Origin of the sequence: Proteus sp. G4415 (assembly GCF_963896075.1) — a bacterium.
GTDB classification, from domain to species: Bacteria; Pseudomonadota; Gammaproteobacteria; order Enterobacterales; family Enterobacteriaceae; genus Proteus; species Proteus mirabilis.
This window is the reverse complement of record NZ_CAWQOK010000065.1, coordinates 84,237-105,021: the sequence shown is the minus strand read 5'-3', so window position 1 is coordinate 105,021 and position 20,785 is coordinate 84,237. Positions and strand designations below refer to the sequence as shown.

The 20,785-nt window shown below is 37.0% G+C and carries 31 protein-coding genes and 1 pseudogene; 22 read left to right on the top strand and 10 right to left on the bottom strand.

Features of this window, described 5'->3' with window-relative positions:
• The first annotated feature begins 585 nt into the window (after positions 1–585).
• A complete protein-coding gene (locus tag AACU95_RS07885) occupies positions 586–2,172 on the top strand; it encodes a P-loop ATPase, Sll1717 family (protein ID WP_060557150.1) in 1,587 nt (528 codons plus the stop codon).
• 237 nt (positions 2,173–2,409) lie between these two features.
• Here AACU95_RS07885 and AACU95_RS07880 read toward each other — a convergent pair whose 3' ends face one another.
• From AACU95_RS07880 to AACU95_RS07845, 8 genes are all read right to left on the bottom strand, one after another.
• Positions 2,410–3,585: a tyrosine-type recombinase/integrase gene (locus AACU95_RS07880; RefSeq protein WP_161737222.1), complete on the bottom strand. Its 1,176-nt coding sequence runs from the start codon at positions 3,583–3,585 to the stop codon at positions 2,410–2,412.
• A gap of 1 nt (position 3,586) precedes the next feature.
• Entirely contained in the window at positions 3,587–3,799 is a 213-nt protein-coding gene (locus AACU95_RS07875; protein WP_020945460.1) for a hypothetical protein, read from the bottom strand.
• 414 nt (positions 3,800–4,213) lie between these two features.
• On the bottom strand, positions 4,214–4,384 hold the full coding sequence (locus AACU95_RS07870; protein WP_020945461.1) for a hypothetical protein: 171 nt from the start codon (positions 4,382–4,384) through the stop codon (positions 4,214–4,216).
• Positions 4,385–4,411: 27 nt separating this feature from the next.
• A complete protein-coding gene (locus AACU95_RS07865) occupies positions 4,412–4,591 on the bottom strand; it encodes a hypothetical protein (protein ID WP_004250516.1) in 180 nt (59 codons plus the stop codon).
• A 47-nt stretch (positions 4,592–4,638) separates the two neighbouring features.
• Positions 4,639–5,139: a siphovirus Gp157 family protein gene (locus AACU95_RS07860; RefSeq protein ID WP_020945462.1), complete on the bottom strand. Its 501-nt coding sequence runs from the start codon at positions 5,137–5,139 to the stop codon at positions 4,639–4,641.
• Positions 5,139–7,106, bottom strand: coding sequence for a hypothetical protein (locus AACU95_RS07855; protein WP_161737221.1), 1,968 nt, complete (start codon positions 7,104–7,106; stop codon positions 5,139–5,141). Before AACU95_RS07855 ends, AACU95_RS07860 begins: the two co-directional genes overlap by 1 nt.
• A 12-nt stretch (positions 7,107–7,118) precedes the next feature.
• Positions 7,119–7,367, bottom strand: a complete 249-nt coding sequence (locus AACU95_RS07850) for a hypothetical protein (protein ID WP_023843544.1) — start codon at positions 7,365–7,367, stop codon at positions 7,119–7,121.
• Positions 7,368–7,378: 11 nt separating this feature from the next.
• Positions 7,379–7,711 (bottom strand): hypothetical protein, encoded by a 333-nt coding sequence (locus tag AACU95_RS07845; RefSeq protein ID WP_161737220.1) that lies wholly within the window; start codon positions 7,709–7,711, stop codon positions 7,379–7,381.
• 257 nt (positions 7,712–7,968) lie between these two features.
• Here AACU95_RS07845 and AACU95_RS07840 point away from each other — a divergent pair, with 257 nt between their 5' ends.
• Entirely contained in the window at positions 7,969–8,169 is a 201-nt protein-coding gene (locus AACU95_RS07840; RefSeq protein WP_060556278.1) for a hypothetical protein, read from the top strand.
• On the opposite strand, the gene AACU95_RS07835 is transcribed toward AACU95_RS07840, so the two are convergent.
• Together AACU95_RS07835 and AACU95_RS07830 are read right to left on the bottom strand one after the other, a co-directional pair.
• Positions 8,166–8,546 (bottom strand): hypothetical protein, encoded by a 381-nt coding sequence (locus AACU95_RS07835; RefSeq protein ID WP_108716874.1) that lies wholly within the window; start codon positions 8,544–8,546, stop codon positions 8,166–8,168. The two genes, AACU95_RS07840 and AACU95_RS07835, sit on opposite strands and share 4 nt — an antisense overlap.
• 326 nt (positions 8,547–8,872) lie before the next feature.
• Positions 8,873–9,631: a LexA family transcriptional regulator gene (locus AACU95_RS07830; protein WP_004250527.1), complete on the bottom strand. Its 759-nt coding sequence runs from the start codon at positions 9,629–9,631 to the stop codon at positions 8,873–8,875.
• A gap of 104 nt (positions 9,632–9,735) precedes the next feature.
• Here AACU95_RS07830 and AACU95_RS07825 point away from each other — a divergent pair, with 104 nt between their 5' ends.
• The 20 genes and pseudogenes from AACU95_RS07825 to AACU95_RS07730 form a co-directional block, all read left to right on the top strand.
• Positions 9,736–9,993, top strand: a complete 258-nt coding sequence (locus tag AACU95_RS07825; protein ID WP_004250529.1) for a helix-turn-helix domain-containing protein — start codon at positions 9,736–9,738, stop codon at positions 9,991–9,993.
• Between the two features lie 40 nt (positions 9,994–10,033).
• Positions 10,034–10,489, top strand: a complete 456-nt coding sequence (locus AACU95_RS07820) for a toxin YdaT family protein (RefSeq protein WP_087726627.1) — start codon at positions 10,034–10,036, stop codon at positions 10,487–10,489.
• 17 nt (positions 10,490–10,506) lie between these two features.
• Complete coding sequence (locus AACU95_RS07815; protein WP_004250533.1) at positions 10,507–10,731, top strand: hypothetical protein; 225 nt, start codon at positions 10,507–10,509, stop codon at positions 10,729–10,731.
• Between the two features lies 1 nt (position 10,732).
• Positions 10,733–11,563, top strand: a complete 831-nt coding sequence (locus AACU95_RS07810; RefSeq protein ID WP_053087953.1) for a hypothetical protein — start codon at positions 10,733–10,735, stop codon at positions 11,561–11,563.
• Positions 11,553–12,971, top strand: coding sequence for a replicative DNA helicase (locus AACU95_RS07805; RefSeq protein ID WP_161737219.1), 1,419 nt, complete (start codon positions 11,553–11,555; stop codon positions 12,969–12,971). The genes AACU95_RS07810 and AACU95_RS07805 overlap by 11 nt, the downstream gene beginning before the upstream one ends.
• 54 nt (positions 12,972–13,025) lie before the next feature.
• Positions 13,026–13,202 carry a palmdelphin gene (locus AACU95_RS07800; RefSeq protein WP_135000058.1) on the top strand — a complete coding sequence of 59 codons (177 nt, stop codon included), beginning with the start codon at positions 13,026–13,028 and terminating at the stop codon, positions 13,200–13,202.
• 2 nt (positions 13,203–13,204) lie between these two features.
• Positions 13,205–13,438, top strand: coding sequence for a hypothetical protein (locus AACU95_RS07795; protein ID WP_135000057.1), 234 nt, complete (start codon positions 13,205–13,207; stop codon positions 13,436–13,438).
• Between the two features lie 3 nt (positions 13,439–13,441).
• Positions 13,442–13,783 carry a hypothetical protein gene (locus tag AACU95_RS07790; protein ID WP_135000056.1) on the top strand — a complete coding sequence of 114 codons (342 nt, stop codon included), beginning with the start codon at positions 13,442–13,444 and terminating at the stop codon, positions 13,781–13,783.
• A gap of 27 nt (positions 13,784–13,810) precedes the next feature.
• A complete protein-coding gene (locus AACU95_RS07785) occupies positions 13,811–14,698 on the top strand; it encodes an AbiTii domain-containing protein (protein WP_161737218.1) in 888 nt (295 codons plus the stop codon).
• 113 nt (positions 14,699–14,811) lie between these two features.
• Positions 14,812–15,405, top strand: a complete 594-nt coding sequence (locus tag AACU95_RS07780; protein ID WP_135000054.1) for a DUF1367 family protein — start codon at positions 14,812–14,814, stop codon at positions 15,403–15,405.
• 11 nt (positions 15,406–15,416) lie between these two features.
• On the top strand, positions 15,417–15,728 hold the full coding sequence (locus tag AACU95_RS07775) for a Ref family recombination enhancement nuclease (RefSeq protein WP_071425521.1): 312 nt from the start codon (positions 15,417–15,419) through the stop codon (positions 15,726–15,728).
• A gap of 34 nt (positions 15,729–15,762) precedes the next feature.
• On the top strand, positions 15,763–16,311 hold the full coding sequence (locus AACU95_RS07770; protein ID WP_087740823.1) for a DUF1133 family protein: 549 nt from the start codon (positions 15,763–15,765) through the stop codon (positions 16,309–16,311).
• A gap of 127 nt (positions 16,312–16,438) precedes the next feature.
• Positions 16,439–16,759, top strand: coding sequence for a hypothetical protein (locus AACU95_RS07765; RefSeq protein WP_020945472.1), 321 nt, complete (start codon positions 16,439–16,441; stop codon positions 16,757–16,759).
• A 135-nt stretch (positions 16,760–16,894) separates the two neighbouring features.
• Complete coding sequence (locus tag AACU95_RS07760) at positions 16,895–17,092, top strand: hypothetical protein (RefSeq protein WP_004250554.1); 198 nt, start codon at positions 16,895–16,897, stop codon at positions 17,090–17,092.
• A 142-nt stretch (positions 17,093–17,234) separates the two neighbouring features.
• Positions 17,235–18,284 (top strand): DNA-methyltransferase, encoded by a 1,050-nt coding sequence (locus AACU95_RS07755; protein ID WP_202608890.1) that lies wholly within the window; start codon positions 17,235–17,237, stop codon positions 18,282–18,284.
• Between the two features lie 261 nt (positions 18,285–18,545).
• Positions 18,546–18,815 (top strand): hypothetical protein, encoded by a 270-nt coding sequence (locus AACU95_RS07750; protein WP_064506390.1) that lies wholly within the window; start codon positions 18,546–18,548, stop codon positions 18,813–18,815.
• A complete protein-coding gene (locus tag AACU95_RS07745) occupies positions 18,815–19,285 on the top strand; it encodes a lysozyme (RefSeq protein WP_049257301.1) in 471 nt (156 codons plus the stop codon). Before AACU95_RS07750 ends, AACU95_RS07745 begins: the two co-directional genes overlap by 1 nt.
• Complete coding sequence (locus AACU95_RS07740) at positions 19,267–19,425, top strand: hypothetical protein (RefSeq protein WP_168725612.1); 159 nt, start codon at positions 19,267–19,269, stop codon at positions 19,423–19,425. The genes AACU95_RS07745 and AACU95_RS07740 overlap by 19 nt, the downstream gene beginning before the upstream one ends.
• A gap of 2 nt (positions 19,426–19,427) precedes the next feature.
• A complete protein-coding gene (locus AACU95_RS07735) occupies positions 19,428–19,889 on the top strand; it encodes a lysis protein (RefSeq protein WP_107336976.1) in 462 nt (153 codons plus the stop codon).
• 488 nt (positions 19,890–20,377) lie between these two features.
• A pseudogene (locus AACU95_RS07730) lies at positions 20,378–20,662 on the top strand (terminase small subunit); the annotation flags it as partial.
• Positions 20,663–20,785 lie beyond the last annotated feature (123 nt).

Genomic DNA, 20,785 nt, shown 5'->3' with positions numbered 1-20,785 from the left:
TGAATTGGAGAGTAATTATAGCATAAGAATAGGGCGAAAATTGGAACTTAAACAAGGTAAATCTGATGTGGGTTTTACACCAGTTTTACACCAAGCAAATTCCAGACATAAAAAAACCAACCGTAAGTGGTTGGTTTTCTTAAATAAAAATGGTCGGCATGATAGGATTTGAACCTACGACCCCTGACACCCCATGAAACCGATTTTAATTTTCCTAACACTTTGATTATAAATATAAATAATGCATTTACATGTGATTACATACAGTGCCAAATATACAAAATATGCATTATAAGAATCAATGAGTTAAGGGGAGTTTTACCACTATGTTTATTCCTGTTAGCTCAGGTTTGAGCTAACAGGTTTTGTAGGAAGAGTATAACTAATACAGATAGTCTGGCTTGAGCGAAGAGGTGAAGTTGATAATGACGGACTAATTTGAAAAGTAGCTATTGAAGCTAGGGGTAATTCATTTCATATATGAATGTTTGCTTCTCATTTTTTATGTTAAGATTATTAATGATATTCATGAAGTAGTATTAACATTATAGCTATATCTTTCTATATACTTTAATAGAGGTAATAATGAAACCAATCAAAGATCTAATTCTTGGTTATGCTGATGCTGAGAATTATAAGAGAAGAGAAAATAAAGAATTACTTAATAAAGTATTTATACGTGATAGTCATTTGTCAAAATTATGTGAACCGAATATTTCGTTCCTTGTTGGAGATAAAGGTACTGGTAAAACTGCATATTCTATCTATCTTTCAAATAATAATATTAATAATACTTTAGCTACTACTAAATATATAAGAGAGACAGAATACCAAAAGTTTATCACTCTCAAAACAGAAAAACACTTGAGTTTGTCTGATTTTTCAGGGATATGGAAGGTTATACTATATTTATTAATATCGAAACAAGTATTAGATAAAGAAGGGGCGATTTCCAAGTTACTAAACTATACAAAATTCTCAGCACTTACTAATGCAATAGATGAATATTATCTTAAAGCATTCTCACCAGAAATAATTCAAGCTCTCAGTTTTGTTCAAGAATCAAAAATTGCAGCTGAATTACTTCATAAGCATGCAGCTTTAAGAGGTGAAGAAAAAGAATCTTTGTCTTTTTCTGAAAGTAGATTTCAAATAAATTTATTTTACATACAAAAAAAATTTGAAGAAGCTTTTAACCAAATTCGTTTATCCCAAAACCATATCTTATTTATCGATGGTATTGATATTCGCCCATCATCAATTCAGTATGATGATTATCTAGAATGTATCAAAGGCTTAGCTCACGCCGTCTGGGAAATTAATAATGATTTTTTCCCAAATATAAAGGGCGGAAAAGGTCGAATGAAGGCTGTTCTCTTAATCAGACCAGATATTTTTGAGTCTATAGGATTACAAAATCAAAATGCAAAAATCCGAGATAATTCAGTTTTTCTCGACTGGAGAACTGAATATACTAACCACCGTAACTCTCAATTATTTGAGGTGGTTGACCACATGCTTGGAACTCAGCAAGAAATAGAATGTGAAAAGGGGCTATCTTGGGATCATTATTTCCCTTGGGATTCACCAAATGTTCATAATAGCTATAACCATCCCACATCATTTATTAATTTCCTTCGTTGGTCTTATTACCGTCCAAGAGATATATTACGAATGCTTGAAATTCTAAAATCACACAGTAACGGTAATAGTAGAAAAAATAATTTTACTCTAAGTGACTTTGAAAATCCTAGAGTACAAAGAGATTACTCTAACTATTTACTTGGAGAAATAAAAGACCATTTGTCTTTTTATTATGGTAATGATGATTATGAGATGTTTTTAAAGTTCTTTGGATTTCTCTCAGGTAAAGATACTTTCGATTACTCCGAATATCTCTTAGCATATGGAGAACTTGAAGCTCATATTAGTTCTACTTCGACGATAAAGCCAAAATTTATGACGACGGCTAACGACTTTCTTCAATTTCTTTTTGATCTCAATGTAATATGCTATATAGAAACAACAGAAGATAATAACAAATTTATTCGTTGGTGTTTTAGAGAAAGAAGTTATGCAAATATTTCACCAAAAGTAAAAACAGGGGTGAAATATCAGATATTTTATGGTTTAGCAAAATCATTAAATGTTGGAAAAACATTTAAAAAATAAAAACTGATGGCGAGTATTTTCTCTCTCTATTTATCTAAATGGCCATATATTACTACATGGCCATTTGATGTGGAAATATATTCATAAAACCCACGATAAAAATCAAACTAGTATTGTACTGAGGATAGCTTAGTCGTGCCTAGCGACAGTGAGCCACACAATGTTTGTTTTTGATAAACTGCGGGTAAAGTTAGAATTGGTTCAGTTGTATCAGGCTATATCTGAGCCAATACAACATTATGCTATTTCACAATGTGGCACTTCAACCCATTGTACATGGTTTTCAGTATAAATTTTTGTCGATTCTGCATCACTGTGAGCCATTCGTGCTTGTGGATCAAAACCACGTTGTTTAAACATAAAGGCCGCCAACGCTCTTATTTCATGAAAGGTAGGTCTTTCATCTAATGGCAAATGACTGGCAACGCCCACTCGATCACGCAACGCTGAAAATGCACGGCTAAGGTAATCTGGTGCAACTTGTGTTGGATGATTCACTTCTTTACTCACCTTATTTGGGATACGAGCAGGTAGTCTATGCACAATATAAGGGCTTGCCACATTGTCACGGCTATTATCGATAATATCCTTAAGCGCTTTACCTATGGGGATCGCAATATGAGATGCCTCTTTATGTTGCACTTTTTGCCTGTGAATATAAATCATTCCGTATATTCCATTTAAGGGTTCTTCATACCATAAACACCCACAGATGCCTTCTTTGGGGGCTTTGATATTGTATTTTATGCGTGATACTTCAAGCCTTGCTTGTGTCGTCTGTAACGCCAGATCCATTGCTGTTCTTAACCAAGGTTCTGCGGATGCTCTAATTTTAAGAAAATCATCATAAGATAATCTTCTACGTTTTTTCCCATCGACTCTTTTCATTTTCTTACGTTCAGCTGGGTTATCAAACATAAGAGATTCATCCATTGCGTAACTAAAAATTTTCTTTAGAAAGCTTACCTTACGATTTTGTACATTAGCAGAAGCATCGGCATGATATTCATTAATATAGCCATTTACATGTTCCAGTGAGATTTCATTTGCGGGGATATCTTTAAAAAAGATCTTAATTCTCTCTAAGTCATTAACCCAGTTACTAAGTGTACTGTCTGATGGTTTCTCATCATTAGTGATCCGTAAAAATAACTTATCTAAATGTTCTGAGAGAGGGAGTGCCTCTCCATATTGCCCTCCCGAGTCAATAATTAATGAGTTAACAGAAACGCATTTTTCTGGTCGCATAATATTGTTGTATTCTCTGGCTATTGCGATAGCTTTTGCTTTATCTGCACCAATGCATTTTCTTAAACCATTAGTTAATGTAAGGCGATATTGTTTAACTGATTTATCAAAATAAAGAAAGTCAGGTAGATGCCTAAATTCCTTTCTTCTCGGTCTACTGGCCATATCACGAAGCCCTTATTAACTCATCGACACATGAAGAAATAACGGACTCGATACCCCAACGTTCGGATGAATATACCCAAACAGAACAATCAACGATTTTGCCTTTTAATAAACCTGTTTCTACCCATTTTTTTATGGTTCTATTATCTGGAATAGAACCTACTTCAAATTCTCGTTTAGCCCACGCACTAGCTTTCATCAGTTTTCCGCTCATTTTGGTCTTGCCTCATCATCAATAAAATAAGTCGGTCTGCTGTATCACAGGAGTGTTTGATTTCAGCGTCAGTGCATGGTCTATTTCTTACACTGAACGCTAACCGACCTAATTTAATATCAAAACTTGTTAATACTTGGTTCCCTGGTTTCCAAGGTGTTAATAATTTCATGGTGGTCACCCATTGGTCTTGAATAAGCCACCATGCTAATAACAACGAAAAGTAAAAACTGATTATGCTTAATCAACTTTTTACTCGAATAATTCCCTCTACTGGATAGCACTCTGCAATTTTTCCTTTGGTCGCGAGTACCTCTTTATCAATTAAACAATTTTGTTCATCAGGATAAATGTAGCCATAGGGCTCAAACTGACAATTTACCGAACTACATACCAAAAGGAATAAACCATACATTATTGTTCACTCCTTTGTTGCTCCGCGGGAGTAGGCTGAAGTTCAATTTTGACGTGTGCAGGAAAATCGTATGAAACATGGCAACGTCTATCTGTTGAAACAAAGCCATGTGTACCATCAGGTAATGTGATCTTTACGGCTTGGTCTTTTTGTTGAGAGTGTCTAAGCATTGGTCTTGCCTCTTTGTGACATGTCACTTAATGAATAATAGCTGTATTTATAGGGTGCCCCAGTTGTAGCAATAACGCTTTTTGCATTGATGAAAGTGCTTGCTGTTCTTGCTCTGTGACATTTTTTGTTGATGCTGTAGACCATTCGATACTGCATTTATTGGTTGCTTCATCATGGGTAATAACAACTTCTAACTTCATGGCCATAACGTTTATCTCCTGATAATGCGCCCAATAAAGGGCGCTATTATGAATTAACGAACCATTAATGATCGGTCACCAACTTCTAAGTGAGCACCAGGTATTTCAATTCCGTTTTCAAGCGCTTCTTTGATGCCTTTTTTATCAGGCGCGGTGATGGTTTGAACATCAACCAACTCATCCGGTAATAAAGCCTCATTGTCGATAATGACTCGAACAACACCAGCTCTAGCAGTGAATGTATTTTTTGTTGTTTTTAATTTATCTAATCCTGAAGCCAATAAGCAGTTAAGAGCATATTTCTTTAGGTTTTTAGCTTGGTTTTCGAATGATTTTTTACGATCAGATAAACGTTTAGATTCTTCATCCAGTGTTTTAGCTTGACCTTCGATATTGCGAACGTGGTGCATAATTGCATCCAATTTATCACCTAACTCGCCCTCGATACCTGCCAATGTATCTGCGATATCTTCAGCAGTGAATTCTCCTGTTTCAACGAGTTGCTGTAATTTTTCGTAATTGGTCGCCAGTGCGATAGCGGTAGTATTGGTCATTAGATTGCCTCTTCTTTCTGTTTCAGTTTGTCTAAACACTCTTTTTCGATTTGGTTTAATCGACGTAAACGACCGGACAAATACTTCTCGTAATCTTCGTCACGACGTTCTTGAGCTGATTTAATATGTGCAGAAATTTCGCGCGTTAATGTCGATGCAATACCTCGTAATTCATTTGCTGTAACAGCACTACGCATCACTTCTGTATGTTTAGTAAATTTCTCGTCTAATTCTTTGCGAATACGTGTGATATCTTCCGCTTTTTCACTGGCATTTTTGATTTCAAACTCAAGCTTATTGCTTACTATATATTCAGGGTTATCATGCATACCCATAAAGACATCAGAGCTAAAGCCAAGCATTGATAGGGCTTTTTTGATGGCATCAGTCAGCGATTTTTTAATAGCTTCACCGTCAACCTTAATGCCATAGTTAGTTTGATAGCGGTATGGTGTCGCACCATAACTTTCAAACTCACCGCGGGTTTCACATTCGATGATGTACCAAAAACGGATCTTAATTGAGTGGTTTTGTTCGCAGAATAACGAGCCATCAGCATCGCGTAAAAAACGGGTTGCGACTTGTTTATTACGCTCATCAAGGACAGGTTCTAAAAGAGGCTTTCCATCAATAAATTTTTCTTCAAGGACTTCATATCCCCAACCTTCACCAATAGGACCGAATATTTCAGTTGCACGCATAAACATGTAAGTACTGTTTATACTGGTCCCCGTAAATCCCACGCCTTCTAATGGCTTAGTAAAGCGCGGGTCTGTACGTTGTACTTGTTTCCAAATACTTAGGTTATTAGCGTCACTCGCGTTAAGAACTTCATCAATAACACTGGCACGTTGCTCAAAATTATCTTGTTGTGCTGATGGTGTTTCGGGTTCTTTAGGCTCTACAGTTTGTTCAACCACCGGAGAACTTTCTGTTTTAGGGGCTACTTCTTGCTTTTTACGTGAATGTTTAGGCTTAGTTTCCTTTTCAACGGTACTTTTGCTAGATACCGAAGGGGTATTATCCAATTGGTTAGAAGTGATACTTTCTTCTTTTTCAGCATTGCCAGTAGGCTTGTTAATACCTAAATGACGGTCAATAAATTCTTTTCGCGCATTGGGATTATCTAATAACTCAGGTTGTTTTTTACTTTCAGCTATTAACGAGAAAATCTTGTCACGTGGTATATCCAAGATGCCAGCTGTTGTACGTAAATCCATTGACCAGCGTTTCCATGCTTTATTATCGTCATCTATCAGTTCTTTGGCTTTTTTTACTTGAGATGCGAGGACATTATTAGGATCAAAGTCATCTAACAGTGCTAAGGCAATTTCGGTATCTATGGTTGAATAGTTACGTTTGATAGAAGATGTTTCTTCTTGTTGTTGTTCTGGTTCTTCGGTTAGCCAGCTTTCACCTAATGATTTAGCTTCTTCAACGGTGACATCTTCATTAGCAAACTCATAGATAGCCTGTGCTATTTCCATTGTTTGCTCAGCATCCATCAAAGAAAGTTTTGTTATTTCAGCTAGGCCTGTAGCGATATTACGAATTTTGGGATCTTCTTTTCCTGCCAAATATTCCAGAGCAGTTGAAAATTCATTGTTAGTTATTTGAGTCTTTCCAAATAAAAGTAAACACGCAATTCTGGGCTTCGTTCCTAGTTTTTTGAAATTTTTATATTCAATAGGTTTCCATTGAGTTCCATCAAACTCATTTTCAACAGCAAATTTTTCATCGAATATATCTAAAGTAGGGCAAACAGAGCCGTCAAGGTGTTCGCTAATTAACGGATCATCAGTGTTAAAGTTATCCATAGCTTCTGGATATGCTTCAGATAATTTTACTACTGCAGTCGCTGTTGCCAGTTTTGCATTAGCGGTGTTTAACGCTATGGCCAGCGGTACAGCACCGTTGTTTGTACGAGCCTCGGTCGTAGGCTCAAATACACAGATAAAAGTTTTCATTGGTCTTGCCTCTTAATTTCCTGATTTTGCTAGTTTAATAGCTCGCTTAATGCCCGCTTTTTTGATAATTACACGCTTATATTTCCCATCAATGGGATTAGAGTAAGCCGTACCTGTTGAAGGGTAATATTCAACTCGTCTCTTACCTCCAATGATAGAAATATGTTGAGTGCCAGAAACTATCTCACTGTTATTTTCATGTTCAATAACAGATAGTTCAGCATCTAATACAGCATCAATTGCTAGATTAATTGCATCCATAATGTTCACCATCAGTAAGGAATTTCTTCATCTTCTTTAGCTATTGGTTTGCCTTCCAAGCAGAGAAGCATTTGGATTTGATCTTCTAACAAACTTGTTTTTACTTGGGCATCAGCTAGGATTTTTTCTTGTTCATTACGTAGAAAATCAATTTCAGCGTGAATGAGATCAGTTTGAGTAGGCTCTTTAAAAGGAACATCAACAGTGTGTTCAGCAATAACAAAACCTAGTCCAGCATTGGGATCGGCTTTAAATGCGTAGGCGTTATATTGGTAAGAGCCATCGAACTGTTTTTTAGCATGAAGATAGAGTGTGACTGTTAGGCTTTCAGGTTGTGCTTTCATAGCAACTCCTTTAAAATAACTGCGATCAGTGATTTATCATTGGTCTTGCCTCTTCTAGCGTTTGGTCGCGCTAGTAGAACTCCCGATAGCTTTGGTCGGCAATTCGGGGTAAAGGAACCCACTTCGGTGGGTTTTTTTACGTCTAAAATTTGTTGCCTGATTATTTATCCTCATCAGGCGGTTGAGGTTCCTGCATTCCGCAACGCAAGGATTCTGTGTATAATTCAGTCACCGCAACGTATTTAAGGAACTGAATTATGAGTGATAAAAAAATATTTCTTGGTATTTCTGCTGAACAATTTGTTTATGATATGGCTCTATCTTTAACCAGCAAAGATCCTGAGATATCAACTCCAGATGAATTCACTAAAAGAATGCTGGAATTAATTCCTGAGTGTCAAAAAGCAGTAGAAGCCAACCTACCTAAAAGTACAAGTTTCTTTGCTAGAAAACGCTAGCTATCTAATGATGCAAGAGCTGTTTTTAATATGGTTCTTGCTGTAGCATTTATATCGTTTTTATCATTGTTATATGGAGCTAATTCATTGCGTATTTTTAGGTTGACTTCATTAACAATTTTTACAATATGAAATATACTTAATTCATCAGATGGGAAGCTTGCCAGAACATCTTCGATATTTTCCGTTGAATTTTCGGTAATACCGCCAACTTGAATGCTAATATTATTTTTGTTATACAATTCAATAAAAGCAGACTTAACTGAGTTAGCAAATTCAATCGCAGACTCTTTTGTTGGATGACTATTTTTTAAAATATCAGCCAACGCAGTCGTTGCAATAAGTTGTACACTTTCTGGTAATTCTTCAAATTTCATATAACCCCCCATTTAAATTAAGTTGCCCGTCTTTCCGAGCTGTCAGGTCTGCCTTGTAGCTTTGGTCGATAACTAATTAAATTCCCTGGTATTGCTAAAAAACTTGCCGTTATGCCGTGGTAATCATGACAGGTCGCGATGAGAGCTGTGGTTCTCCTCCGACATAACAGCAAAACTAAATCTGAACACTGACCTAAACACTTGCTGTGTTGTTTTTGGTTGCTTTAATATTAGCGTTGCTATTTTGATTGTCAATAGCATTGCTAATATTTCGAGTTAAAAAAAACCACCGTATCGACGGTGGTTGTATGTAACACATTGTTATTTTATGCAAAATCAATCATTTTAATAGGAAGTGATTTTATTACTTTTCCAATAATTCGGAGATCATACATTTCTGACTCTTCAATATAAAACGTTTCATAAGCAGGATTATCTGATTTAACAGCTAGTTTTCTGCCCTTAACTCTTTGTAATCTTTTTATAAATAATGAATTTTCAAAACTAAACACATAAACACCATCGCCATCAAAAAATTCATTATGAGTATCAACAAAAACGACATCTCTTGGGTTTATTGCTGGAGACATGCTGTCACCGCTAATGTTAATTATTTCAATCCCTTTTAAACTTTTTCTACCGAATAAATCGAATACTTTTTCTGGAGAGAACTCAATAGATTTTATAGTGTCAGGGAATTCGTTATTTATAAAGCCACCAGGGCCTGCTTTTGCATATACATCCATCAGTCTTAAAGTCGTATGTTCATTTTGAGTTGATGTAGAAGAGGTTATTTGTTTTATTTCTTCTTCTTTTCCTGTTCGTCTAACGTAGTCTAACAACGTTTTTAGCTCTGGATTAATATCTTCAGGATCAACTTTCAATAATGATGCGAATTTTAAAATTGTATCAGTGTTTAAGGCTGTTCGGCCATTTAAATACTGACTTACTGCCCCTTGAGTAGCAAATCCCATAATCTCTGCGGCTTTTTCTTGAGTTAAGCCCAGAGATTCTCGTTTGGCTTCCCAAATGTTTCGTAAGTTTCGGGCGGCAATTTTATCTGATTCTGATATTTTTCTGTTCATTTTAGTATTTTATTTGTAATGCTAATAATTATCCAATAGCAATGCTATTGATTTATTAAATTAGCATTGCTAATATTCAGCTATTACATAAGCTGGAGGAAAACATGAAATTAGATCTGTATTTAAAAAAACAAAAAATCAGCCAAACTGAATTTGGGAAAACGGTTGGAGTAACTCAAGGGTTTATTAGTCAAGTTATTGCTGGTAGCTACTACCCTAAAGGTCGAAAAGCTATCGAATGGTCAGCAAAAACCAATTGGTTAGTAACTCCACATGATCTTAATCCAGTTGATTATCCAAATCCTTGGGATGGCTTGCCAAAAGGAGTATTCAGTATTACAGGTATCAAATTAAAAAACTGATTATGCATAATCAATTTTTATAGCGACAGGAGACGCAAAAATGAATTTTGATATCAACATTATCAGAGCTGAACTTGAAGATTGGGCGGTAGAACAAGGGCAAGAACATGTTGCTATTGAGATTAGCCGAGCTTACTTACGATTAGTGATTAATCAAGAACATGGTCGATTACATGCCATTGAAGATCAAACGGGTAAGGCAGACTGGAAAGCAATCAATAATAACCGGCAACAGATATTCCGTTGGTTACGTGGTGATTCTCGCGCATCTCAAAGAAAAATTGCTGAGTTAATGCCAGCGATTGAAATGGCTCTACCGGCGTCGAGGTTAGCTCGAGTACGTGGAGACACCAAAAACTATTTAGCAACTGTAGCCATTCAGCGTTTTGCTGATGCTATGACTGAAATCTTATTAGAGGGTCGTGACATGTCACACCAAATAAACAATGTAGTACGTGCACTAAATGAGATATCACGCCCGACCAGCGTGCATTAATTCAAGAGGCAAGACCAATGATTAGATCAACTGAAAAAATCACATACCGCAATGGGTTTATGCTGAATGATAAACCTGCTCATATCTCAGATATCCAACATATTTTTGATGGTAGACGCGTTATTGCGTTGTTAATTTGGGAGCAGTATGAGCGAGAAAAACAAAAATTACTGTCAAAAAATTTAACCCCTGAGCAGTACCAAAATGCTTGCCGTAATATAGCTAAAGCACTGGGGGTGTAAAGTGAGAGCATCTGATTTGTTATTAGATTTTGGACGTCCAGTTGCTTATTTCCCTGGGCTAGTAAAACGTTTGGGCAGTGTAAATGCAGTAATATTTTTTAGCCAAATATTTTATTGGCAAGATAAAGCTGACTCTAAATTAGGTGTTTATAAAACATCAGAAGAAATTGAATCTGAGACGGGTTTAAGCTACCGAGAACAGCTTACGGCTAGAAAGCATTTAGTTAGCAGAGGTATTCTGGTTGAGACTAATAAACGCTTAGAGCATAAAATTTATTATCTAATTGACTGTGAAAAATTAGATTATGTCATGTCACAACCTATTGAAAATGCACCAAATGCGCAAAGCGCAACTGGGGAAAGTCACAATAGTGATTTCGCGGAACAACAAAACGAACGACCGCGACAAGACAAAACTGACGGTGGCGATGAAACAAATCCGCAGTTCGATCCTACAGAGATTACTACATATATTACTACAGATATTACTGATGGTACGTCAGGAGAACCTGACGACAAAAAATCGTCATCAAAAATTAAATTGAATTATGAAAATATTATTAATTCATATCACGATATTTTGTCTGATATGCCTGCTATCAAAGTGATGACTGATGAGCGTAAACGGAAGCTAAGAAATTTCTGGATAAAATTTAAATTCAATCAAGAGCGCTGGGAGAATTATTTATCGTATATTGCCAGTAATTGTCGATGGATGATGGAGGATCGAGATAATGGGCGAGGGGGGACATGGCGACGTAAAAATTTAGATTATTTAATTACGGAACGTTGTTATGTTGCGGTTAAGGAGGAACGTGCTAATGACAAATGATTATTTCACTCCTCCATACAATCTTGAAGCAGAGCAGGCTGTACTAGGTGGCTTGATGATCAGCACTGACGAAGATAAGCGTCAACATGTGATATCACTAGTTAAATCAGGATCATTTTATTCAAGATCTCACAGTCGAATTTTTACAGAGATAGTGAAGTTAATAAAATCTGATTATCCAACAGATATCATTACAGTTAGTGACTCTTTAACACGTAGCGGTGATTTAGAAAAAGTTGGGGGATTTGCCTACATAGCGGAGCTTTGTAGATTACCTTCAGTTGCTAACATTGTGAATTACGCTCGGATTGTACGAGACAATGCAATACAGCGTTACGCTATCAATAATCTGAATACTTGTGTAGAGATGCTAATGGCGAATGATGGTCTTGATATCAACAATAAACTATCAAATGTTCAGCAGATTGTATCAAGCATTATCGAACACGCTAAAACAGGAAAAAGCAAAGGCTTAAGACCTGCTCTAGATGTTGTTGGAGATTGGCTTGATGATGTTGATAGGCGCTTTAGTGATCCTAAAAATGCAGTGGGTTTTACTTTGGGTATAGAGTCACTGGATGAGTTAATGGCTCCCAAGCAGGCATTGAGAGGATCATTAATTGTTGTTGGTGCAAGACCCAAAATGGGTAAAACCGCATTTTATAATCGTGTTGCAACTCACTTTGCATTAAACCATAAGTTACCCACATTGCTTTTCAGCCTTGAGATGACAGACCGTGGGATCATTGAACGAATGATCTCTCAAGAAGGCGATGTATCTGCAGATATTTTTTATACAGGTACACATGATGATATGGAAATGGCTAGAGCATTAGCCAGAGCAAAAGAGATTGCAGAATCGAATATGTATATCGATAGCACTCCTGGTATTGATCTTAACCATATCATAGCTGAATGTCGCAAAGTTAAACGAGCTAAAGGGCAAGTAGGCCTAATAGCGATTGATTACCTTACCCTTATCAAGGCTGGTCAGGCTGAACGTCGTGATATTGCATATGGTGATATTACTACGGGGTTAAAAAATCTAGCAAAAGAAATGGATTGTGTTGTCCTGTTATTAACCCAACTTAACCGTAAATTGGAAGATAGGGCAGATAAACGGCCAACTCCCGCTGATAGCCGTGATACAGGGCAAATTGAGCAAGATTGTGATGTATGGATTGGTTTATATCGTGATGCTGTTTATAACGATAATGCTGATAAATCTCTAATGGAAATTCTTCTCAGATTAAATCGTGATGGAAATACTGGTACCGCTTATGCTCAGTTGGTGAATTCTTATATTAAAAATATTAGTAAGGGGGAGGCAGAAAGGTTGTCATTTAAAGGAAATGATAATAGAAAAAGCTATGCACGAAAAGGACAACAAGCTACAGAAGCATTTTAGATAAGTTAATTAGGGCTCGACCAAGCCATTAAGTTAAATATTAGAGGCAAGACCATGTTAATTAAAGACTCTCTTACTCACGAATTTCTTGTTCGTGATAATCACCCCATATTACCTGATGATGGGTTAGACCATACACAGTGTCATATTGACCGTCTCCATGCGTTAGCAAGAGCGAGAACAAAAGCACCTTATCAACCTAAGGTTAAACCACAAAAAACGACGAGGTAATTATGTCTAGGCGTTCTTATTTGCCTGATGATTTACCTCACAACCGAGCTTTGTGGCCAGAAGAATATTGCGAGTTAGAACAACTTGATTTATTAGCTAGTCGATTAATTAAACAGCTTAACAATCAAAAAATACATAGAACGCAAGTTCTGGTGGAAATTGAAAAGTTGCCTGAGGTACATCGGGAGTTTTTTAGAGATAGGTTGAATTATTGGCGTGAGGTGATGAGGGTATAAGTAATGGCAAAAACAGTAGCAGAACGTAAAGCGGAGCAACGTAAACGGCAGAAAGAATTAGGTGTAACCAAAATTGAACTATTTGTAGATAATCAAGAATTGGAAATGTTAAAGCGTAATTGTGTATTACGCATGCCTGGTCGAGAACCGTATGATGTTGTTGAATACTTACAGATGCTTATTCGTAAAGATGATGCTGAGTATAAAAGGCAAGCTGAGAAGTTATCTAAGCAAAAGTGTAAACGCTGTGGTGAGCAATTACCTGTTCAACAATGCTGTTTGTCTGGTGATTCAAAATGCTGGGTTACTTATGGAGGACGTGAGTTACAATTGAAGATAAAATAGTATAATTAATTAAATGGGGATTTCTAAATGTCAATACTCATTGAAATACAGAATGATTGCATTAATTCAAAAGTTCAACTATCTGATTTATTAAGAAAATGTTTATATTTAGCTCATAAAATAAAAAATGAAAATTTTATAAGATGGGTTAATGATGAACTTAATGGATATAAAAATACAGATGAAATCCCTGAATACAGAATACTTAATTGTGTAGTTAAAGGGGATTTTACGGATGGTTATAATATTTGGAAAAATTACCCAATAGATATAACTAAATTTCCAGAGCCCGTTCAAAAAAATTATGGTGTAATGCGTGTTGCGAATAGTGTCTCATCTATTGAGGAGTTAACTTCACATGATTCTATTATGATGGAAAGGCCATGGGATACACACATTGTGAGCTTAATATCTAAAGGTTTTACACATCAAGATGTTATGAGGATTTGGAGTGAGTCGCCGGCTCATTTATATACAGCTATTCTTGATGGAATTAAAACCAGAATATTACAATTCACATTAGAAGTAGAAAGTAAAATTTCAAATATTGAGGATATCAAATTGTCTAATTTGAATGATGAACAAAAGGAAAAAATAGCACATATATTTAACACCAATATTTATGGTAATGCTAATGTTGCTAATGCCAGCGAAAATTTTAATCAAAATTTACAAGTTCAATCTCATGATTTAATAGATAAACTACTTTCTGAATTATTAGAGATAAAAAAGCAGGGAAAAGACACTCAAATTATTGATGATATAATCCCACATGTTGAGTCGATGAAAAGTGTTAAAGACCAAACTGGTGTTATGACAAAACTAGTCGAAATAATGACTATTGCTGGTGGTTCTGCATCTGTATTATCTGTAATAACACCTTACATATCTCAACTTAAAGAACTATTTATGTGATTTTTTAAACTTAAAATTATCTTCTTTTGAAGAAAAAAGCATTTCTGATAAAATAAATCCATTGGTCTGAACACCCAATCCTAAACATTTGCTGTGTCAACTGAGAGTCAAGTATGGCACAGCATAACTTTATCAAAATGTCTAACGATACTCTTGTACCGGCCAATCCTGTTACGAGAGATTTTCTGCATTCAAAAATCAAATGTGGTGATGTGCTTTCAGCAAATTTTAAGAAAGCCCGTAACCCTCGATTTCATCGTAAATACTTCGCATTACTCAACTTAGGCTATGAATATTGGGAACCAGTTGGCGGTACCATTTCACCTGAAGAAAAAGAGCTTGTGCGTGGTTACATCACATTCCTTTCATATTACACGGATAATGCTGACGTGCTCTTATCAGCATCCGATATCTATCTAGAAGAAGTCGCACAAAAACGTGCGCAAAATATCTCAGCAACAAAATCATTTGATGCTTTTCGCTATTGGGTTGTAGAGCAAGCCGGTTATTACGACACGTTTGAAATGCCTGACGGTAGTTTACGTCGTGTCGCTAAATCAATCAGCTTTGCAAATATGGATGACCTAGCATTTAGCGAACTCTACAAAGCCACACTCGATGTGCTTTGGAATTTTATCCTTCGTAAGCAATTCCCCACTCAAAAAGCTGTAGAAAATGCAGTATCTCAATTATTAAGTTTTACGTAGAGGCAAGACCAATGATCAAATCAAAGACCAAAGAAGAAAGACAGTGGCTATCAGATGTAGCGGAACTGGGTTGTATTTGTTGTCGCAATATGGGGCTTGGGGCAAGTAGAGCGGAAATACATCATGTTAGAACAGGGCAGGGAATGGCACAACGAGCAAGTCATACAGATGTTTTACCACTGTGTCCGCCACATCATAGGGCGTGTTATGAAACCGGCTTTCATGCATCACCTAAATCATGGCAAGAAATTCATGGTTCTGAAGCAGAATTGCTCGAGCAAACAAAAATTGAAGTAATGGAATTACGCGCTTGTCGCGTCTAGTGATATTGATAAATAAAGAAGTTGAGGTATAAGCATGATTTATCCAGAGACAAGTGGCAAGAGTGGTGAGTATTTAAGATTGCGCACATTAGAAAGTACATGGATCCGGGGGCGATTAAAAATGTGGGGTTGTTGGGCTGCATTTAGTAAATCACCGCAAGCCTCTGGTATTTTTCAGCGATTATTATCAGACCCAAAAATCACAAAGAAAGCCCTCAAAGATGCTATGCGAAGAATGAAAAAATCAGGGCTATCAGAAGAAACCTTACAGCTTTTCTTGGAGGAGTACCAAAATAAGAAAACACTTAGCAATATGTGGTTCTGTAGTGATATTGAAGGTGGAAAAATGGACAAGGTCATTTGTGCTGTTTTCGAAAAAGATCAAGGATTATTAGAAATACTGAAACAGTATTATGTATATAAAAAATCATATTTCGGCATAGCGTTAGAGCTACATGAAAAGCACCCTTCAATGTCACTATCGACTTATAGGAGACGAGTTAAAACATGGTTATCTATTGCTGAATTTATGCTCTATTGGCCTATGTGTGATGAGTTTGACAGAAAGCATCATTATTCATGAATAAATGATTGACTTTTTGAACAATGAAGTTATAGTTTTCGTATATGCTGCGTAGAGCTTTAAACGCAAAGCAGGAAACGAATTTAAGGCCTCGCTAATTGCGGGGCTTTTTTACATGGGATTTAGGATGGATTTAATAGGGTTGCAGGAATTATTTGAAAGACAGATAAAAAGAAAAGTGAAGTCTATTGACCTGAGCAGGGAGCGTGACTCTACTTTCAGATTCCTTGTAGAGCGTGAAACTATCTCTAAATATTCAGATCCGGGCACTCAATTACTTTGGGAGATTTATTATGCAGGCGCTAACGATGCTAAGAAAAAAATGAAAATAAATCTTCCTAACCTTAAAGAAAAGCCAGAAAATTTTTATGATGCCGGTTACAACGAGGGCATTAAAGATTGCAAAAAGCATTTAATTGCACTGCAATTCACTGTTGTAGATAAGTAAGTACTGATATACCTATAAAAGCCAGCCATAGAGCTGGTTTTTTTTGTATCTAAAACAGATAAGGCTTGCTGTTTCCTTTGTTCAGAGTTACATGTGTGTTCACGACCAATAACTGACCAAAGGTATTAAAATATCATGTTAAAACATAGTGATATGACAGAAGAGGCAAGACTTGTTTTTGAAGTTGTTCCGCATACGAAAGAGGTAACTGTTGGCGAAGTTGCACAGTTTACTTATTTAACTGAGCCACGTTGTCAATTGATATTAACTCAGTTGGCGATGGCGGGGCTAATCAAAGAAAACATCAAAGAAAACACATTTCAAAATATCTAATACTGTGAAAATGGGCGACTGTAAAAGTGTTGGTAGCACCTTTACAGTCATTCACCCGTTCTGGTAGATCACGGACAAACTAAAGCCCACTGCTTATGTGCACAAAGCATAGTGAGCTTATCAAAAAAGGTTCTCCTGATCTATGAAAAATACTGTGAATTTAAACAGTGTAAATTTAGTCAATGATGACTCACTCAGCTATATAAAAACACTTCCCGATAATTGTATTGACTTAATCGCAACTGACCCGCCTTACTTTCAGGTGAAGTCTTGTAGTTGGGATAATCAGTGGGAAAACGTAACATCATATTTATCTTGGCTTGATGAAATGCTTGCGGAATTTTGGCGAGTATTAAAGCCTAACGGTAGCCTTTATATCTTTTGCGGTTCGAAACTAGCGTCAGATACAGAATTACTCGTTCGTGAAAGATTTAATATTCTAAGTCACATTGTATGGGCTAAACCATCTGGGCCTTGGCGTAGGGCATGTAAAGCTGATTTACGCAGTTTCTTTCCAAGCACTGAAAGAATTTTATTTGCTGAACATTATCAAAGTCCACACAAGGGCAAAAGTAGTGCTTATCTTCAGCAATGCAAAGCGCTTAAAGAAAATGTATTTAAGCCTTTAATTGAGTATTTTAAATCTGCACGTGAATCGTTAGGAATAACAGCAAAAGAAATAAAACAGGCCACAGGTAAACAAATGGCTTCACACTGGTTTAGTTACAGCCAATGGCAACTACCGAGTGAGTCTGACTACAAAAAACTGCAGGAGCTGTTTCATCGCGTAGCAAGTGAAAAGTTTAGTAGTAATCCTTTAAATCGTGATCATACTGATTTGATAGAGGTGCAGGCTTCTCTTAGTCGAGAGTACCAAGAGCTTGCTGAACAATATCAATTATTGCGCCGTCCTTTTTCTGTCACCGTTGATGTTCCTTACACCGATGTGTGGACATATCCACCTGTGCAATATTACGCAGGTAAACATCCTTGTGAAAAACCAGCTGAAATGATGGAACACATTATTCGCTCAAGCAGTCGCGAAGGTGATCTGGTTGCTGATTTTTTTATGGGGTCGGGTGCAACACTAAAGTCCGCATTAAAGTTAAATCGTCGAGTTCTTGGAGTTGAACTTGAGAAAGAGCGATTTGAACAAACAGAACAAGAAATAAAAGCTCTAACTTGTAAGTAATTCTTACAGGTTCAACTATCCGGAATTTCCGGATAGTTCACATGCTCGGTTATTCCGAACAACTGAATTCCTTGCTATAAGGTTATGGTAGCGCGTAACAGTCTGGCTGAACTAAACCAGCCATCTATTTCAATAAGTCGTCTAATGCGACTTTTTTCGTATATGCCGACCACAGGGCGATTACCCTCGTTATCACGTTCACACAAGAGCTGTGAGTCGGCACTCCTTTAACTAAACTTAGGCACTCCGTAGGGGGTGTATATGCGCATGGACAAATTAACCAATGCTACCTACGGAACAGCTGGCTTGACTGCCTTTTTTGCAAGTCTCTCACTTTATGAGTGGGGCTTTGTAATAGGGATGGGATTTAGCATGCTTCTTGGATTAGCAACTTATCTGATGACACGGCGAGAACAGCGGAAACGAACAGCATTATTTGCTGAATTGGTTCATCGAAATTGTTCTAGTGATCCGCAAGACATAGAAAAGATAGTTGGCGAGATGCTGACTAAAGCTAAAAAGGACATTTAATGAACCTAAAACAGAAAGTGACAGCAGTTGCAAGTGCCGGTGCGGTAAGTATTGCGCTAACAGTGATTGGTTACTTTGAGGGAGTGCGTTATGAACCATACCGTGATGTTGCTGGAATTCTGACGGTTTGTTATGGCCACACTGGAAATGACATTATTCAAGGCAAGACATACACACAGCAAGAATGTGACGAGTTACTGCAGAAAGACTTTATTAGAACGCAACAACAAGTTGATGTTCTAGTTAAAGTGCCGGTAGATGATAAAACAAAAGCCTCTTTATATTCCTTTGCTTTCAATGTTGGCACCACAGCTTTTGCACGTTCTACATTGCTTAAGAAATTAAATGCTGGTGATCAGAATGGCGCTTGTGAAGAAATGAAACGCTGGGTTTATGCTGGTGGAAAGGTGTGGCGAGGGTTGGTCAGTCGTAGAGAGGCGGAGTCAGCATTATGCAATGGAAGCCTTTAATCATCATCGTCGGTTTTATACTTACATTACTCATCTCGGTTGCTGGTGGCATTTATCTCTCAATTGATAATTCATGTGTTAATGATAAAGCCAGTTTAGACAAACGCTGTCAGATTGCTCTCTCACATCATCGGTACTAATTATGAAGCATTGGAAACTTTACATTGTCATTATGATAGTGGGGACTGTTGCTGGTGGTTGCGTGCTGATTAATGCACAGGCGAAAAGAATTAACACACTGACAGAAAACAACAAAGAACTTACTACCGCACTCGAAGAGCAGAAGGATATCAATACTGACTATCAAGTACGCATAGAGCGACTAAATCAACTTGATACAAGGCGCACACAGGAGCTTATTAATGCAAAAAATGAAATTAGTCGCTTGCGTGATATTAGTGAGCGTAATCCTGACAGGGTGTACATTAAAGCCGAGTGTCCAGAAAGCACCACCACTTCCACCGCCAGCATGGATGATGCAACCACCGCCCGACCTACAGACACCGCTATCAGAAATTATTGGTTACTCAGAGAGCGAATTGCAGAGTCAGAACAGATGATTAAAGGGTTGCAGGATTATATCAAACAAGAATGCATGGAATAAAAAAGCCCAGCATGGGAGGCTGGGCAATACTAGCAAGATATCAATTAAAGTATAGCGATAGCTACTTAGTATAGCTTAAGTAGGTATATATACCAGATTGATTATTCTTATTTATCTTCTACTTAAATAAACAGCACAATATAAAAATAACCCTGTGAGTTTGATTTCACAGGGTGGCTGAATTTAAGCAAAAAATAAATACTCATTAATCATACTGCTATTTTTATTTCGTGCCAATAGAAGAAGGCGTAGCGTTGTCGCTGTCTCCTATGTTAGCCATGATCTGTTTTATTCTCGACAGATAGCGCATAGTGAGAGTCAAAAACAATGAATACCACCATTTGTTATTTTTCGGTCATTATCAGCAACGTCAGCTGTAGGTAGAAGAAAGGGCGTGACAACCGGAGAGACGAGTACAATTCATAAGAGTCAATCACAAAGCTTATTTTAACGAATGGGCTTTTTAATAGGCTAAGGAGATAAACACAATGGCAAAACCGGATTGGGGGATGCTACAACAACAGTTCCTCGCTGAACATGCTATAACAGGAATATCCCCTAAAGAGTGGTGCGAACTAAAGGAACTAAACTACGCAACAGCCCGACGATATATCAAAATATCCAGTGCGCAGAATGCGAAAAAAACTGCGCACAAGAAATTGCGCACTGCGCAGAAAAAAGAAAGCGCAAAAGAGCCAATGCGCAATAGTGATATACCCACTGCGCAGAGTAATGAATCCAGTAATGCGCATGATGATCAAAACACCTTTAGTTGATTAGACATGAGATAAATGAATAGTGATCCGTGAGATAAATGGGATGTAGTGGTACGAGATGGGAAGAGATGAAGATGTATTATGTAATTCTTTTTCAGTATGAGAAACAAATACGGTTCA